Annotated in this window: 14 protein-coding genes; 12 read left to right on the forward strand and 2 right to left on the reverse strand. The window is 72.3% G+C overall.

What is annotated here, in order from left to right; translation table 11 throughout:
• Nucleotides 1–10 precede the first annotated feature (10 nt).
• Both ASH01_RS06135 and ASH01_RS22850 read left to right on the forward strand, forming a co-directional pair.
• Nucleotides 11–487, forward strand: a complete 477-nt coding sequence (locus ASH01_RS06135; RefSeq protein ID WP_056772970.1) for a (2Fe-2S)-binding protein — start codon at nt 11–13, stop codon at nt 485–487.
• Nucleotides 488–707: 220 nt separating this feature from the next.
• Complete coding sequence (locus tag ASH01_RS22850; protein ID WP_156023350.1) at nt 708–890, forward strand: hypothetical protein; 183 nt, start codon at nt 708–710, stop codon at nt 888–890.
• Nucleotides 891–1,039: 149 nt separating this feature from the next.
• Here ASH01_RS22850 and ASH01_RS23335 read toward each other — a convergent pair whose 3' ends face one another.
• Nucleotides 1,040–2,830, reverse strand: a complete 1,791-nt coding sequence (locus ASH01_RS23335; protein ID WP_056772973.1) for a serine/threonine-protein kinase — start codon at nt 2,828–2,830, stop codon at nt 1,040–1,042.
• A gap of 204 nt (nt 2,831–3,034) precedes the next feature.
• Between ASH01_RS23335 and ASH01_RS06145 the strand changes: the two genes are divergently transcribed.
• The 4 genes from ASH01_RS06145 (at nt 3,035) to ASH01_RS06160 (ending at nt 7,235) form a co-directional block, all read left to right on the forward strand.
• Nucleotides 3,035–4,057 carry a YihY/virulence factor BrkB family protein gene (locus ASH01_RS06145; RefSeq protein WP_056772976.1) on the forward strand — a complete coding sequence of 341 codons (1,023 nt, stop codon included), beginning with the start codon at nt 3,035–3,037 and terminating at the stop codon, nt 4,055–4,057.
• A gap of 82 nt (nt 4,058–4,139) precedes the next feature.
• On the forward strand, nt 4,140–5,354 hold the full coding sequence (locus tag ASH01_RS06150) for an FUSC family protein (protein ID WP_056772978.1): 1,215 nt from the start codon (nt 4,140–4,142) through the stop codon (nt 5,352–5,354).
• Between the two features lie 372 nt (nt 5,355–5,726).
• Nucleotides 5,727–6,122: a MerR family transcriptional regulator gene (locus ASH01_RS06155; RefSeq protein ID WP_056772981.1), complete on the forward strand. Its 396-nt coding sequence runs from the start codon at nt 5,727–5,729 to the stop codon at nt 6,120–6,122.
• Nucleotides 6,123–6,197: 75 nt separating this feature from the next.
• Complete coding sequence (locus ASH01_RS06160) at nt 6,198–7,235, forward strand: aldo/keto reductase (protein ID WP_056772984.1); 1,038 nt, start codon at nt 6,198–6,200, stop codon at nt 7,233–7,235.
• Between the two features lie 51 nt (nt 7,236–7,286).
• Here the strand turns inward: ASH01_RS06160 and ASH01_RS06165 are convergent, their stop codons facing one another.
• Nucleotides 7,287–9,056 carry a hypothetical protein gene (locus ASH01_RS06165; RefSeq protein ID WP_056773055.1) on the reverse strand — a complete coding sequence of 590 codons (1,770 nt, stop codon included), beginning with the start codon at nt 9,054–9,056 and terminating at the stop codon, nt 7,287–7,289.
• 169 nt (nt 9,057–9,225) lie between these two features.
• Here ASH01_RS06165 and ASH01_RS06170 point away from each other — a divergent pair, with 169 nt between their 5' ends.
• The 6 genes from ASH01_RS06170 (at nt 9,226) to ASH01_RS06190 (ending at nt 14,172) form a co-directional block, all read left to right on the forward strand.
• Nucleotides 9,226–9,879, forward strand: a complete 654-nt coding sequence (locus ASH01_RS06170; protein WP_056772985.1) for an MBL fold metallo-hydrolase — start codon at nt 9,226–9,228, stop codon at nt 9,877–9,879.
• Between the two features lie 22 nt (nt 9,880–9,901).
• On the forward strand, nt 9,902–10,708 hold the full coding sequence (locus ASH01_RS06175) for an ABC transporter ATP-binding protein (RefSeq protein ID WP_056772988.1): 807 nt from the start codon (nt 9,902–9,904) through the stop codon (nt 10,706–10,708).
• Complete coding sequence (locus tag ASH01_RS06180; RefSeq protein WP_056772991.1) at nt 10,684–12,255, forward strand: hypothetical protein; 1,572 nt, start codon at nt 10,684–10,686, stop codon at nt 12,253–12,255. The genes ASH01_RS06175 and ASH01_RS06180 overlap by 25 nt, the downstream gene beginning before the upstream one ends.
• Before the next feature lie 125 nt (nt 12,256–12,380).
• Nucleotides 12,381–12,554 (forward strand): hypothetical protein, encoded by a 174-nt coding sequence (locus ASH01_RS22855; protein WP_156415467.1) that lies wholly within the window; start codon nt 12,381–12,383, stop codon nt 12,552–12,554.
• Nucleotides 12,551–13,243 (forward strand): cytochrome b N-terminal domain-containing protein, encoded by a 693-nt coding sequence (locus ASH01_RS06185; RefSeq protein WP_235508620.1) that lies wholly within the window; start codon nt 12,551–12,553, stop codon nt 13,241–13,243. Before ASH01_RS22855 ends, ASH01_RS06185 begins: the two co-directional genes overlap by 4 nt.
• Nucleotides 13,240–14,172: a hypothetical protein gene (locus ASH01_RS06190; protein WP_056772994.1), complete on the forward strand. Its 933-nt coding sequence runs from the start codon at nt 13,240–13,242 to the stop codon at nt 14,170–14,172. The genes ASH01_RS06185 and ASH01_RS06190 overlap by 4 nt, the downstream gene beginning before the upstream one ends.
• The last annotated feature ends 8 nt before the right edge of the window (nt 14,173–14,180 follow it).

Here is a 14,180-nt window from a genome sequence, read left to right on the forward strand (position 1 = left end):
GAGCACCCCCATGGCACAGCACACCTTCCGGGTGAACGGCGAGTCCGTCACCGTCGACGTGGCCGACGACGTGCGGCTCCTCTGGGTCCTGCGCGACGTCCTCGGCATCACCGGACCCAAGTACGGGTGCGGCATCAACGTCTGCAAGGCCTGCACCTCGCACCTCAACGGCAAGGCCTTCAACCCCTGCTCGGTGCAGGTCAAGGACGTCGGCCCCGACGACGAGATCACGACGATCGAGGGCCTGCCCGACACGGTCGGCGCCGACCTGCATCCCATGCAGGAGGCGTGGCTGCAACGGGACGTCGCCCAGTGCGGCTACTGCCAGCCCGGCCAGATCATGGCGGCGGTGGCGCTGGTGCGCAAGGTCAGGGCCGAGGGTCGCGCCATCACCGACGACGACCTCGACGGCATCCGCAACGTCTGTCGGTGCGGCACGTACACCCGCATCCGCGAGGCGATCCGGGACGGCGCGGAGCGCATGTAGCTCCGGCGCCGGCCGTCGACCAGCGGTCGGTCGACGGCCCACCGACGGCCGCGCGCCCTTCTGGCCGCGGCCGTCGGCTGACCATCCCTTGCACGTTTCTTGAGACTTTCTTGCAGAAAGTCGGGCAATAGGGACGTATCCGCCCTTTGCGGCTGGTACACCTACTCCTGGGACACCGGCCACAGGGTAGAGCCGGGTGCCGCGACCAGGGAGAACCACGATGAGTGCAGTGACGGCGGCCGACGACGAGACGTTCGCGACCGTGATGACCGGCAGCGAGCGGGCAGCGATGCTCGAGCGTCTCGCGCAGGCCTGCACGACGAGCGTGGTGGCCCCGGTCGGCGCGGCGCGGAACCGAGCAGGGCACTCCGCTCGTTCACTGGTCATGTGGCGTTGCCCCTGACGGGATCCCCCGTCACCGTCGAACCACACCCCGAGCACCCCGCCGTCCGCGGCGCCCCGCCCCAGATCTGAGGCACGGCCACCCGAACGCGGTCGGCGGGGGCTCGACACACCTCGACCCACCTCGGCGCGTCGCCGAGCCGTTGCCCGTCAGAGCTGGCGACTGCTCAGCACCGACGAGCGGTCGATCTTGAGGATCCCGCCGTCGTCGACGAGGGAGTATGCCGTCCGCTCCTCGAATCGACGCCCGTCGTCGAAGGCGTAGCGCAAGGTCGCCACGACCGACCGCGGTGCCGACCCGGTCGCCTGGCGGACGTCGACGGAGGAGACGGAGCCCCAGAAGCGCTCGTAGGTCGCGCGGCTGCCGGACGTCGTGGACCGGTAGCGGTCGGTCAGGCGCGCCCACCCCGCGTCCGTGTTGCCGGGGAGCAGCGCGTAGTAGTCCCGCACGGCACGGGCGAGCTCGGCGTCCGTCGGGCGCCCCGACACCGTCGTGGACGGAGCCGTCGAAGGAGCCGTGGACGGCGTGTTCGACGGGGTCGCCGGGCGCGTGCTGGTCGGAGCGGTCGGCCGGGGCGAGGGCGACTCGGCCCGCGACGTCGTCGGCGACGTCGGCGGTCGCGTCACGCTGGGCGTCACCGGGCTGGTCGACGCGACCGGCGGCGCAGCCTGGCCGCCGGGGTCGGTGGTGTCGCGCTGCAGGCCCCAGATGGCCAGGCCGGCGCCCGCGAGCACGAGCAGGGCCACGACGAGGAGCACGGCGGAGCGGCGGCGGCCCGGGGCCTCGCCGTCTCGGTCCCCGTCAGCGCCACCCACGCCACCCTCGTCACCGTCGTCGCCGCCGCCCTCGAGCCGCGTCGCGTCGGAGGGTGGAGTCGCGATGACTCGGGCCGGCGCGTCGGTGGCGCCGGACGCCCCCGCCGCCGGCAGTCGGCTGGTGTCCGAGGTGTCGCCGCCCAGGTTGTCGCCGGCGACCGACGCTGCGCCGCCCGCGGCCGCTGCGCCGGCCGCGGCCGCTGCGCCGGCGGTCCGGGCCGGCCCGCCCACGGGAAGAACCCGCGTACGGTCGGGCCGGAGGTCGGTCCCGGCACCGGGAGGTGGCACGGGGCCCCGGGGCGGACGTCCGGCGGCGACCTCGGCGAGGTCGGCCGAGACGTCCTGCATCGAGGGACGGTCGTCGGGAGACGCGGCGAGCATCGCGAGCAGGACAGGGGCGAGTGGACCGTCACCGGGCGGGGTGATCGAGCCGGAGGCCACCCGGTGCAGCAGCGCCATCGGGTTGTTTCCGGTGCCGAACGGCGGCGAGCCCTCGACGGCGGCGTAGAGGGTCGCGCCGAGGGAGAAGACGTCCGAGGCCGGGCTCGACGGCGCCCCGCGCGCGACCTCCGGGGCGAGGTAGGCCGGGGTGCCGGTCACCATGCCGGTCGAGGTGAGGGACACGTCGCCGACGGCGTGCGAGATCCCGAAGTCGGTGATGCGGGCCGTGCCGTCCTCGGCGACGAGCACGTTGCCGGGCTTGACGTCGCGGTGCACGATGTCGGCGCGGTGCGCGGCGGCGAGGGCCGAGCCCAGCTGGGCGCCGAGCTGGGCGACCTCGCGCACCGGAAGGGGGCCGCGCTCGGCCAGCACGGCGTGCAGGCTCCGCGACGGGAGGTACTGCATGACGAGGCACGGCTGGCCGTCGTGGTCGACGACGTCGAAGACGGGCACCGCGTTGGGGTGGTGCAGTCGGGCCGTGTTGCGGGCCTCCCGCATGGCGCGTGCGTGGGCGACGCGAGCGTCGGCCTCGTCGAGGCCGACGGGGGAGTGCAGCTGCTTGACGGCCACGGCGCGGCTCAGTCGCTCGTCCCAGGCCAGCCACACGTGACCCATGCCGCCGGAGCCGATCCGGTTCATGAGCCGGTAGCGCCCGGCGATGAGGTCAGGCTGTACGTCCACCATGCGCGGCCTCTCCCTCCGGTTCGTGTCGGCGCGTGCCGACGTGCGGTCAGTGGTGCCCGCCGTCCGGAGGCGACCACCTGCCCTGTCGGGCGACGCGTAGTGCTTCGTACCCACAGCAGCGCCCCATGCTGCCATTGCCCGAAGACCAGCCGGGACCGGCCCCCGTCCCGTGCGGTCGTCCCACCCACTGGGTACGGGCAGGGAATGGCACCAGCAAGCGACCCCTCACGCAGCAGCCGCAGCCAGGCACAGTCCGACACCCCCGACAGTCCCTCCGACCTGCCTCGGTCCTCGCTCGTCGCGGCCGTCAAGCGCGCCCGGGTCGAGTTCAAGCGGGACAACCTCACTGACCTCGCCGCCTCGTTGACCTACTACGGCCTTCTCTCGATCGCCCCGGCTCTCGCCGTGCTCGTCGCCGCGCTCGGACTGATGGGCCGCGACGCCACCGCGCAGGTGGTCAGCCAGGTCCAGGCGATCGCACCCGGTTCGAGCGCGGACTTCGTGCGCACGCTCATCACCCAGGCACAGGCGAACCGGACGAGCGCCGGCTTCGGGGCGGTCCTCGGGCTGCTCGTGGCGCTCTGGTCGGCCTCGGGCTACGTCTCGGCGTTCATGCGGGCCTCCAACGTCATCTACGACATCCCGGAGGGGCGTCCGATCTGGAAGACGGTGCCGATCCGCGTCGGGGTGACCCTGTTCGCCGTCGTCGTCATGGTCGCCAGCGCGGTGATCGTCGTCGTCAGCGGGCCGGTGGCCGAGCAGGTCGGCAACCTCATCGGTGCAGGGGACACGGCCCTTCTCGTGTGGGGGGTGCTCAAGTGGCCCGTGCTGCTGGTCCTCGTGTCGGTGCTCTTCGCCGTGCTCTTCTGGGCCAGTCCCAACGCGAAGCAGGGAGGGGTCAAGTGGGTCAGCCCCGGCGGCGTCATCGCCGTGCTGATCTGGCTCGTCGTCTCGGGGCTGTTTGCCGTCTACGTCGCGCTGTTCTCGTCGTACAACAAGACCTACGGGTCCCTCGCCGGTGTCGTCATCTTCCTCGTCTGGCTGTGGCTGACGAACATCGCGATCCTGCTCGGCGCCGAGGTCAACGCCGAGCTCGACCGGAGCCGCGCGATCGCCGAGGGCGTCCCGGAGGACCTCGAACCGTTCGCGGTGCCGCGGGACACCCGCGCCATGGACGACATCGACAAGCGGGCCGTCGAAGAGGCCTCGGAGCGCAGGTCCCCGTGAGCGCCCCCGCCAGGAGGCCGGGCGCGGGTGAGCGGGCACCAGGGGCGGCCGGTCCTCCGGACGCGGCGGCGGGTGACCGCACATGAGCCAGTGGCGGGACGACACCAACCAGAGGCTGCGGGCCCTGCGTCGGGCGCTGCACCAGCCCGGGCCGGAACGCGACGCCCTGCTTCTCCTCGTCAAGGCGGCGGTCGCGACCGTGCTGGCGTGGCAGTTCGCCGTGCGGGTGCTCGACAGCCCGGTCCCGTTCTACGCGCCGATGGCCGCCCTGCTCGTCGTCGACCGCACCATGGTGCGTTCCCTGTCGGCCAGCGCCCAGCGCATCGCCGCCGTCGTGCTCGGGCTCAGTGTCGCGTGGGTCGTCGCCACGGTCTTCGGGGTCACGTGGTGGACGATGTTCGGGGTCATCCTCGTCGCGCTCGTCATCGGGCGGTGGTCGCGTCTGGGGGAGCACGGCATCCAGGTGCCGGCCATGGTGCTCCTGTCGCTCATCACGGCCGGTGGCACCGACGAGCAGTTCACCTATCTGACGATCGTCGAGACGGTGGCCGGCGGCATCATCGGGGTGGCGACCAACGCGATCGTGCTCGCACCGCTCCACCTGACCAAACCGCGTCAACGGGTGTCGGCGCTCGCGCGACAGGTGCGTGAGCTCCTCGAGGAGATGGCCACCGGGCTCCGCGGTGACTGGGACGTCCAGTCGGCACGTCGGTGGTACCGCCGCGGGGGCGAGATCGGCGACAAGGCGCCGTACGTCGTCGACGACATCCGCACCGGTCGCGAGAGCATGCGCTTCAACCTGCGAGACAACATCCGTCCCGCAGACGTCGACTGGGACGGCTACGAGCGCACCGTCACGACGCTCCGCCGGACCGTCTGGGAGGTCACGGGCATCGGCCGGACCCTCGTCGATGCCGCTGACGAGCGACGTCGACGGCCCGCGCCCTCCGACACGTTCCTCGCGGAGTACGCCGACGCCCTCGACGGCATCGCGCAGGCCGTCTCACAGCTGGGCCGACACGACGACGAGGCGACCCGGAGGTTCGACGAGGGCGCGGCCAGGGCTCGGGAGGTCCTCACCTCGCTGAGTGAGCAGGTGCGCACGACGCCCCTCGAGGACCCCGAGCAGTGGCCTGTCTACGGCTCCCTCATCAGCGACTCGCTGCGGGCCGTCGCCGAGCTCGAGTCCGCGCGCGAGGCGGCGGTCGTCCCGGGTGACACCGGGTCGCTGCGGCTCCCGCCACCCACGGCGGGGCTGTGGTCCCGGCTCCGAGGTCACGGACAGCCCCGTCACTGATGTCGGCCGGCTACCGACGCGTAACCCCGGGGGGTGTCACGTCGTTCCCAGAGCACGCGGCCACGAGGTGCGCGTCCAGCGCGGTCGTTCCGCGGGGCCGGCGAAGGGGGCCGGGGGACCCGCCCCGTTCGGTCGCCTGCCGAGGAGAGAGGAGCGACCGTGCCGGCACCCACCCCACCTGACGCCGCCGGCTGGGAGTGCTGGACGTGGCCGGACGCCCAGGAGCGACGCCGCGCGTCCACGCGCGGCGTCGGCCGTCGTCGCCAACGGCTGCTCCGCGTCACCGTGTGCCGGCCCGTGTCGGGTGGACGGGAGCACGGCAGCCGCCCTCCCGCTTGACTTCGAGTGTGCTCGAAGCGTCAGCATGGTCCCGTGACCGTCATCGCACCGCCCCAGGGGCTGACCATCGCCGAGGCCTCCGAGCGCACCGGCCTGACCACGCACACGCTGCGCTACTACGAGCGCGACGGGCTGATGCTGCGCGGCGTCGGCCGCACGAGCTCGGGTCACCGCGTCTACACCGAGCGCGACCTCACGTGGGTGCGGATGCTGACGCGCCTGCGCGCCACGGGAATGCCGATCCGCGAGGTCAAGGCGTATGCCGCGCTCTGCCGGCAGGGAGACGGCAACGAGACCGAGCGGCTCGCGCTGCTCCAGAACCACCGGGCGCGGGTGCTGTCCCAGCTCGCCGAGGTCACCGAGCACCTCGGCGCCATCGACAACAAGATCGGGATCTACCAGTCCGCGCTCGAGCGCGCCGAGACCTGAGGTTCCAGCACCGGCGCGCGGCGGCGCGGTCGACTGCTTGACTTCGAGCGCGCTCGAAGCGTTTCACTCGATCGCATGACCCAGATCCCCGAGACCACCACCCCTGCAGGAGACCGAGCACCGCTCGGCACGCGCACCCTCGGCGCGGCGTCACCACTGACCGTCTCGACCATCGGCCTCGGCTGCATGGGGATGTCCGAGTTCTACGGCACGGGTGACGAGGCCGCCGCCGTCGCGACGATCCACCGCGCCCTCGACCTCGGCGTCACCTTCCTCGACACGGCCGACATGTACGGGCCGTTCACCAACGAGAAGCTCGTCGGTCGGGCCCTCGACGGTCGCCGTGAGGGCGTCGTCCTCGCCACGAAGTTCGGCAACGAGCGAGCCGAGGACGGCACCCGGCTCGGCATCAACGGCCGCCCCGACTACGTCCGCCGCGCGGCCGACGCCTCCCTCCAGCGGCTCGGCATCGACCACATCGACCTCTACTACCAGCACCGCGTCGACCCGAACGTGCCGATCGAGGAGACCGTCGGCGCCATGGCCGAGCTCGTCGAGGCCGGCAAGGTCGGCCACCTCGGTCTCTCGGAGGCCTCGCCCTCGACCATCCGGCGCGCCCACGCCGTCCACCCGATCACCGCGCTCCAGACCGAGTACTCGCTCTTCACCCGCGACGTCGAGGACGAGATCCTCCCGACGCTGCGCGAGCTCGGCATCGGGCTCGTGCCCTACTCGCCCCTCGGACGCGGCATCCTCACCGGGGCCATCACCTCACCCGACGACCTCGAGGCCGGCGACTCCCGCCGCACCGCCTACTTCCCGCGCTTCCAGGGCGAGGCCCTCGAGGCGAACCTGGCCCTCGTCGCGCGGGTGCGCGAGATCGCCGAGTCGAAGGGAGCGACCGCCGGACAGCTCGCCCTCGCCTGGGTTCTCGCCCAGGGTGACGACGTCGCGCCGATCCCCGGGACGAAGCGGGTGCGCTACCTCGAGGAGAACGTCGGGGCCGCATCCGTGCAGCTGACCGCCGAGGACCTGGCCGCGATCGACGCAGCCGTGCCGAGGGCCGCGGTGCGGGGTGCCCGCTACGGCGACATGTCGAGCATCGACGCCTGAGCCCGGATGTGGCGATGGTGGATCCGGCGCGCCCGTGTTGCCGCGCCGGGTCTACCGTCGCAGGACGTCGCGCAGGTTGACGACGAGCACGACCACAGCCACCGACACGAGCACCCAGTACGTCACGGGTTGCCAGTTGCCCGCGAACTCGGCCACGAGCGCGACGACGCCGAGCACCGCGACGACGCGGACGGCATACGCCAGGAAGTAGCCGCGGGTGAAGGCCTCGACCCCGAGGACGAGCACGAGCAGCACGGCGGCGCCGAGCGGCCGGTCGGTCACCTCGGGCTTGAAGAAGCCGGCGACGAGGTAGAGGACGAGGGGCGTGCTCACGACGGCCCAGACCGCGAGCAGGCGGTCTCGCGAGCGATCGCTCGCGGTGATCGGCGTCCGACGACGGGACAGGTGTGCGTGGGGTGTTGCCGTGGGGAGTCCGTCACGCAGGGCACGCTCCATCCGGGACCGCTCGTCGCGCAGTCGCACGGCATCCATCCGGAGGGACGTCAGCTCCCGCTCGTCGGACGCCAGACCCCGCACGTCGGGGCTGTCGGGGCCGAGACCGGCGGCGCGCGTCGTCAGGGAGTGGACCCTGGCGTCGGACTGCTCGGTGAGGTCGGCGAGCTGCTGGTCGATCTCGTCGATGCGATCGGCGACGAGGGCCGCCTCGGCCTCCGGGCTCGGGGCGACCTTCGCGAGCGCGGCCCAGCCGACGGGGTCTCCCCACGACAGCCGGACCGTGGCGTTGCGCTCGTAGCGCGGGCCGGCAGGCCCTCGTTCACCTCCGAGACGGTCCTTCGTGTCGTGGCCCCAGAGCCCGCGGTAGTCGCGCACCCACGGGGTCCGGTCGTCGATGACGACAGGACTCCAGGCCAGCTCGGCCGACGGGCCGATGGACGGGCCGTCCCCGCGGGCGTAGTCGATGTAGGGGATGCCCAGCCCGGCGCCCTGGGCCGCTCGCGCCCACGGGGCGAAGAGCTTGGCGAGGCGGCGCACGGCCGGGATGACACCGCCCCAGGACGGGGGTGCGACGGTGATGAGGTAGTCGCCGGGAAGGTAGGCGCCGGAATGGGATCCGGCCCCGGCGAAGACGACGGGATGGCGTCCGTCGACCGTTGCGAGGTCGGGGTCGTCCCAGCGGCGCCGCAGGTCGTCGCCCGTCTCGTCGTGGGCGCTGAAGACGACCCAGCGGGGTGGCGGCAGGCCGTCGTCGCCGAGCGTGCCCGTGCCGTCGAGGAAGACCGTCACCTGCTCCCAGTCGGCCTCGTGCTCGTTGACCCCGGAGAAGCCCGAACGCCAGTTGTTGAACGCGTAGAAGAACCAGTACTGGCACACGACCCAGCCGTCGCTGCGCACGACGCGGCCGTAGTAGGTCGGGCGGTCGGGGGAGAGGTGCGCCTGCTGGACGGCGTACGCGGTCGCGGCGCTGCCGCCGGGCACCGATCCGCGGAGCAGGAGCGAGAGCCGGCTCAACGTGTCGATCGTCCGGCCGAGCAGGCCGACCTGCGCGAGACGGCTGCCGGCGCGGAAGCTCGGGCGGGCGCCCGGCAGCGCGCGACGCAGGCGTTCTCGGAACGACCGCGGCTCGGTGATGCCGGACAGTGACAGGCCGGGCCCGTCGTGGTCCGCACCGTGGGCAGCGAGCGCGGCCAGGTCCAGGGTGCCCGTCGGCGTGAGGACCGTGGCCGACCCCGCCTCGTCGCGGATGAGGCTCGCGTGTGCCACGTAGGCGTCGACGGCGACCGGCAGGAAGTACTCGCCGCGGGTGAGGCGCACGACGGGCTCGTATGCCCGGAGCAGGCGCAGGTCAGCGTCGTGCGCCACGGTGTCCACCCGTCGTCACCCCGATCCGGCCGAGCCAGCACGCGCCGGTCCACGGTGCGACCGGTCCTGCGGTGAGTCTGGCACCCGGCAGCGACGCGTGCAGAACGTTGAGGCCCCGCGTGTGCTGTGTCTCGCGGTTCGGTCGAGGGGACCGTGATTAGGTGGTGGCATGCGTGTGACTCACCTCGGACATGCCTGCCTCCTCGTCGAGGCCGCCGACCGCCGCATCCTCATCGACCCGGGCAGCTTCTCGACGGGTTTCGAGGACCTGACCGGCCTCGACGCGGTCCTCGTCACCCACAACCACGCCGACCACTTCGACCCGGAGCGGGTCAGCGCCCTGATCCGCGCCAACCCCGGAGCGACGGTGCACACCGACCCCCTGACGGCCGAGAAGCTGCGCGACGAGGGCCTGCCGGCGGTGCCGTCCCGGCAGGGCGAGGACTTCGCCGTCGGCGACGTCACGGTCACCCCGGTCGGCGAGCTGCACGCCTTCAACCACGCGGCGATGCCGCGCATCCCCAACGTCGGTGTCGTCCTGCGGGCCGACGGCGAGCCCTCCCTCTTCCACCCGGGCGACGCGTACGACGGCGAGCCCGGCCCGGTCGACGTCCTCGCCCACCCGCTCAGCGCGCCGTGGGCCGCGAGCCGGGACTCGATCGCCTTCGTCGGTCGCATCGCCCCGAAGGTCTTCATCCCCATCCACGACGCGCTGCTCAGCGACGTCGGGCACCGGATGTACTCCGGCCACATCGAGCAGTTCTCCGGTGTCGACGGCCTCACGTACACCCCGCTGCGCGACGCCGAGTCGGCGATCTTCTGACGCTCGATCTCGGGGCTGTGACATGAGCGACGTGACCGATCTGCCTGCACCCCAAGGCGATCCGACTGAGGGTCCGGCGATCGCGTTGCGGGGGCTGGGCAAGCGATTCGGCGACCTCATCGCGGTCAAGGGGATCGACCTCGACGTGCCGCGAGGCTCGTTCTTCGGGCTCGTCGGGCCCAACGGCGCCGGCAAGACGACGACGCTGTCGATGGTGACGGGACTGCTGCGCCCCGACGCCGGACAGGCGTTCGTCCTGGGTCGCGACGTCTGGGCCGACCCCGTCGCCACCAAGCGGCTGATCGGCGTGCTCCCGGACGGGCTCAAGGTCTTCGACCGGCTGACCGGGCTCCAGCTGATCACGTATGCCGGCCTGCTCCGTGGGATGCCGCGCGAGCTCGCGTCGGAGCGGGCTGCAGAGCTCGTCGCCGCGCTCGGCCTCACCGAGGCGCAGGGCAAGCTCGTCGTCGACTACTCGGCGGGCATGACGAAGAAGGTCACGCTCGCCTCGGCGCTCGTCCACGGTCCCCGCGTCCTCGTGCTCGACGAGCCGTTCGAGGCGGTGGACCCGATCTCGGCCGCGACGATCCGCCGCATCCTCGCGGGCTTCGTCGAGTCCGGCGGCACCGTCGTCCTCTCGAGCCACGTCATGGACCTCGTCGAACGCATCTGCACGCACGTCGCCGTCATCTCCGACGGGCTCGTCCTCGCCGCGGGGGAGCTCGACGACGTCCGGGGCGACCGGTCGCTGGAGGAGCGGTTCGTCGACCTCGTCGGCGGGTCCACCGAGGTGGTGGGGCTCTCGTGGTTGCGCACCTCGTCCGACTGAAGCTCACCCTGCTGCGCAACATCTTCCGGCGCAGCCGGGCCCAGGCGATCGGCGCCGTCGTCGGCATCGTCTACTTCGCCGTCCTCGTGGCCGGGCTCGCCGTCATCCTCGCCTCCTTCCGCGGGTCCCTCGACGCGGCGCGCGTCGTCATCCCGCTCGCCGGCGCCGCCGGCATCGTGCTCTGGACCGTCGTGCCGCTCTTCTCCTTCGGCTCCGACCCGACCCTCGACCCGGGTCGCTTCGCCACCTTCGCCGTCCCACATCGCGACCTGACGATCGGCCTCGTGGCCGCCGCCCTCGTCGGCCTGCCGGCGATCGCGTCGATGGTGCTGTCGGTCGGGGTGGTCGTCGCCTGGTCCCACACGCTCGCCTCGACGCTCATGGCCGTCGTCGCGACGGCGATCGGTCTGCTGACGGCGATCACGACGAGCCGATGGGTGTCCGCGGTGATGACCCAGGCGATCTCGAGCCGTCGCGGTCGTGACGTCATCGCGGTCCTCGGCCTGCTCCTGCTCGTCGTCATCGGTCCGGCGATCTCCGTCGTGGCCAACCTCGGAGCGAGCCTGCGCGACGTCGCCACGACAGCCGCCGTCGTCGTCGGCTGGTCGCCTCTCGGCTGGGCCTGGGCCGCCCCGGGTGACGTGGCGGCGGGCGACATCGGCACCGGGCTGGTGCGCCTGGCCCTGGCCGCGGGACTGCTCGTCGTCGTCTTCCTGCTGTGGTCCCGGGTGCTGCGTGACGAGGTCGACAACCCGCGCGCGGTCTCGCGCTCCGACTCGGGCACCTCGTCCGGAGACGACCTCGGCCTGCTGGCCCGGCTGCCCGGTACGCCGCTCGGCGCCGTCGCGGCGCGCGTCCTGACCTACTGGCGCCGTGACCCCCGCTACCAGATCAGCATGGCCATGACCCCCGTCGTGCCGCTCGCGCTGCTCATCCCGTTCGTCACGGGCGACGTGGCGTGGACCCCGCTGCTCATGGGCCCGCTCGTCGCGTTCCTCCTCGGCTGGAGCGAGCACAACGCCGTCGCCTACGAGTCCGACGCCCTGTGGCTGCACGTGGCGTCCGGCACGTCCGGGCGGGACGACCGTCGCGGACGCCTCCTGCCTGACCTCCTCCTCGCCGCCGTCCTCGTCCCCGTCTACGTCGTCGTCGGGGTCGCGGTCGCCGACCGCTGGGACCTGCTCCCGACTGCGCTCGGACTCTCCGTGTCCCTGCTCGGAGCGGGGTATGCCGTCTCGAGCGTCATGAGCGTCGTGCTGCCCTACCCCGTGGCGGAGTCGGGCGAGAGCCCCTTCAACGCGCCGCCGGGGGCTGCCGGGATCACCATCGCCGCGCAGTCGATGGCGAGTCTCGGCACGCTGCTGCTCGCCTCGCCGACGATCCTGCTCGCCTGGTGGGCCTGGCAGGGTTCCGTCGCCGCCGGCTGGGGGGCGGGCATCGTCGGGGTGCTGCTCGGCATCGTCGTCGGGATCGTCGGGGTGGGCGTCGGCGCCCGGCTCTACGAGCAGCGGGCGCCCGAGCTGCTCTCGGCACTGCGGCGTTCGTAGGCCCCGGGGGCGCCGAAGATCACATTCGGGCGCCGGTGCAGGCCGCGCAGATCTACTCTTACGGTGTGTAGTAGATCTGCGCCGGGCAGGAGGACTCACAGCTTCGCACTCCCCGGAGGCCAGAGATGATCACCCAGTTCCTCGCCGCGTCACAGCCGGTTCCTGCAGGTCCTGTCGTCCAGTGGGGATGGCTGACGATCACGGTCGCCAACCTCCTGGTCATCCTGCTCATGGTCGTCGTCTTCGTGCTCGCCCTCCTGCTGCCCTTCCCTGCTCCCCGTGAGGACGAGGACCAGTGAGCGGGCCCTCGACGTCCCTGCGGTCGGAACCAACCGAGCCGCAGACGCGCCACGCCCACGACACGTGGACGGCCGCCCTCACCCGTTGGGTCGAGGGCCTCGTGCCTCGCGGGCAGTGGCTGCCCGACCGGCAGCCCGTCTACGTCGCCTCGTGGATCTACGTCTTCGGCGTCGCCTGCCTCGCCAGCCTCGTCGTCATCATCGTGTCGGGCCTGGTCCTGTCCCTCGGCGGGGTGGCCTGGTGGCACGTGAGCACGCTCGGACACTTCGTCAACTCCGTGCACCTCTGGAGCGTCGAGCTCTTCTTCGCCACCATGGTCATCCACCTCTGGGGCAAGTTCTTCATGGCGTCGTGGCGCGGCAACCGCGGACTGACTTGGGCGACAGGCGCGCTCGCCTTCTTCGGGTCGCTGGGGACGGCCTTCACCGGCTACCTCATCCAGACGAACTTCGACGCACAGTGGATCTCGACCCAGGCCAAGGACGGGCTCAACGCCGCGGGGATCGGGGCCTGGTTCAACGTCATGGACCTCGGCCAGATGATGCTGTGGCACGTCTCGCTGCTCCCGCTCGTCGTCGGGGCGATCGTCGTCGTGCACATCGTCCTCGTGCGCCGACGCGGTGTCGCGCCACCCATCGGAGCCACCGAGCCGGCACCTCCTGTCTCGCGCACCGAGGTGGGGTCATGAGGCGCGGGACGGGCGGGTGGGGGCCCACGCCCGACTCGCACGCCTTCCCGACTCGCCGCTACGACCTCGTCAAGGAGTTCGTCATCGCGCTCGGTGTGGTCTCGGTGCTGTCCGTCGTCGCCGCCCTCGCCTTCTCGTCTCCCGACGAGCCCGCGATCTCCTTGCAGCAGTGGGCGCGTCAGGCGCCGGCGGACGTCGTCGCCACCGCTACGGGAGAGCTCGCCGGTACGACGACCAGCGCCGGCTACGGCCCGCCCTACAACACCGCCGGGGAGGGGCAGAGCCTCGGCCCGGTCAACCTCCAGACGCTGCCCGGGGTCACCGTCCCCGTCGACTCCGCGAAGGACCTCGTCCTCGACCCCGTCCGCAGCCTCACGTCGGACCCGGCCGTCGTCGCTGCGGTCCACGCCTGGGACGCGGCGTCAGCCGACCGGCAGCAGGCGTGGTCCGCGGCCTACGCCGACGCCCTGGCGGCCGCGCCGGACGGAGACCCGGCCAAGGTCGCGAGCGGTGACTACGGACCGGTCCCGATCATCGCGGCAGCCGAGCTGCGCCTGGCCGACGGCGGCGCGCTCGAGGGTCTGCTGACCTCGCGCACGACCTTCTTCGGTGTCGACAGCACGCGGGCGCTGCTGCTGCTCGCCGACGGGACGCACCTCGAGGACGCGGCCCGCGCCCAGAACCTCGGGGGCGACCAGTGGGGGATCATGAACGAGACCGGCAACTACCCGGGTCAGCCGTGGCTCTGGCTGTACTCGCTGTGGTACCAGGTCCCGCCGTTCTCGACGTCGGAGAACGCCGACATCGCCGTCTGGTCCCTCATGATCCTGCTGAGCATCGGCTTCATCTGCATCCCCTGGATCCGCGGTCTGCGCACGCTGCCGCGGCACCTCGGGGTGCACCGGCTCGTGTGGCGGACCCGACGCTGACGCGGGAC

The organism is Terrabacter sp. Soil811 (assembly GCF_001429655.1).
GTDB lineage: Bacteria > Actinomycetota > Actinomycetes > Actinomycetales > Dermatophilaceae > Terrabacter.

Bases quoted from the DNA above. Each gene is read 5' to 3' on its own strand.
- ASH01_RS22850 (WP_156023350.1), top strand. From the start codon at position 708: ATGAGTGCAGTGACGGCGGCCGACGACGAGACGTTCGCGACCGTGATG.
- ASH01_RS06170 (WP_056772985.1), top strand. From the start codon at position 9,226: ATGCGTGTGACTCACCTCGGACATGCCTGCCTCCTCGTCGAGGCCGCC.
- ASH01_RS06150 (WP_056772978.1), top strand. From the start codon at position 4,140: ATGAGCCAGTGGCGGGACGACACCAACCAGAGGCTGCGGGCCCTGCGT.
- ASH01_RS23335 (WP_056772973.1), bottom strand. From the start codon at position 2,830: ATGGTGGACGTACAGCCTGACCTCATCGCCGGGCGCTACCGGCTCATG.
- ASH01_RS06175 (WP_056772988.1), top strand. From the start codon at position 9,902: ATGAGCGACGTGACCGATCTGCCTGCACCCCAAGGCGATCCGACTGAG.
- ASH01_RS22855 (WP_156415467.1), top strand. From the start codon at position 12,381: ATGATCACCCAGTTCCTCGCCGCGTCACAGCCGGTTCCTGCAGGTCCT.
- ASH01_RS06135 (WP_056772970.1), top strand. From the start codon at position 11: ATGGCACAGCACACCTTCCGGGTGAACGGCGAGTCCGTCACCGTCGAC.
- ASH01_RS06145 (WP_056772976.1), top strand. From the start codon at position 3,035: ATGGCACCAGCAAGCGACCCCTCACGCAGCAGCCGCAGCCAGGCACAG.
- ASH01_RS06160 (WP_056772984.1), top strand. From the start codon at position 6,198: ATGACCCAGATCCCCGAGACCACCACCCCTGCAGGAGACCGAGCACCG.
- ASH01_RS06190 (WP_056772994.1), top strand. From the start codon at position 13,240: ATGAGGCGCGGGACGGGCGGGTGGGGGCCCACGCCCGACTCGCACGCC.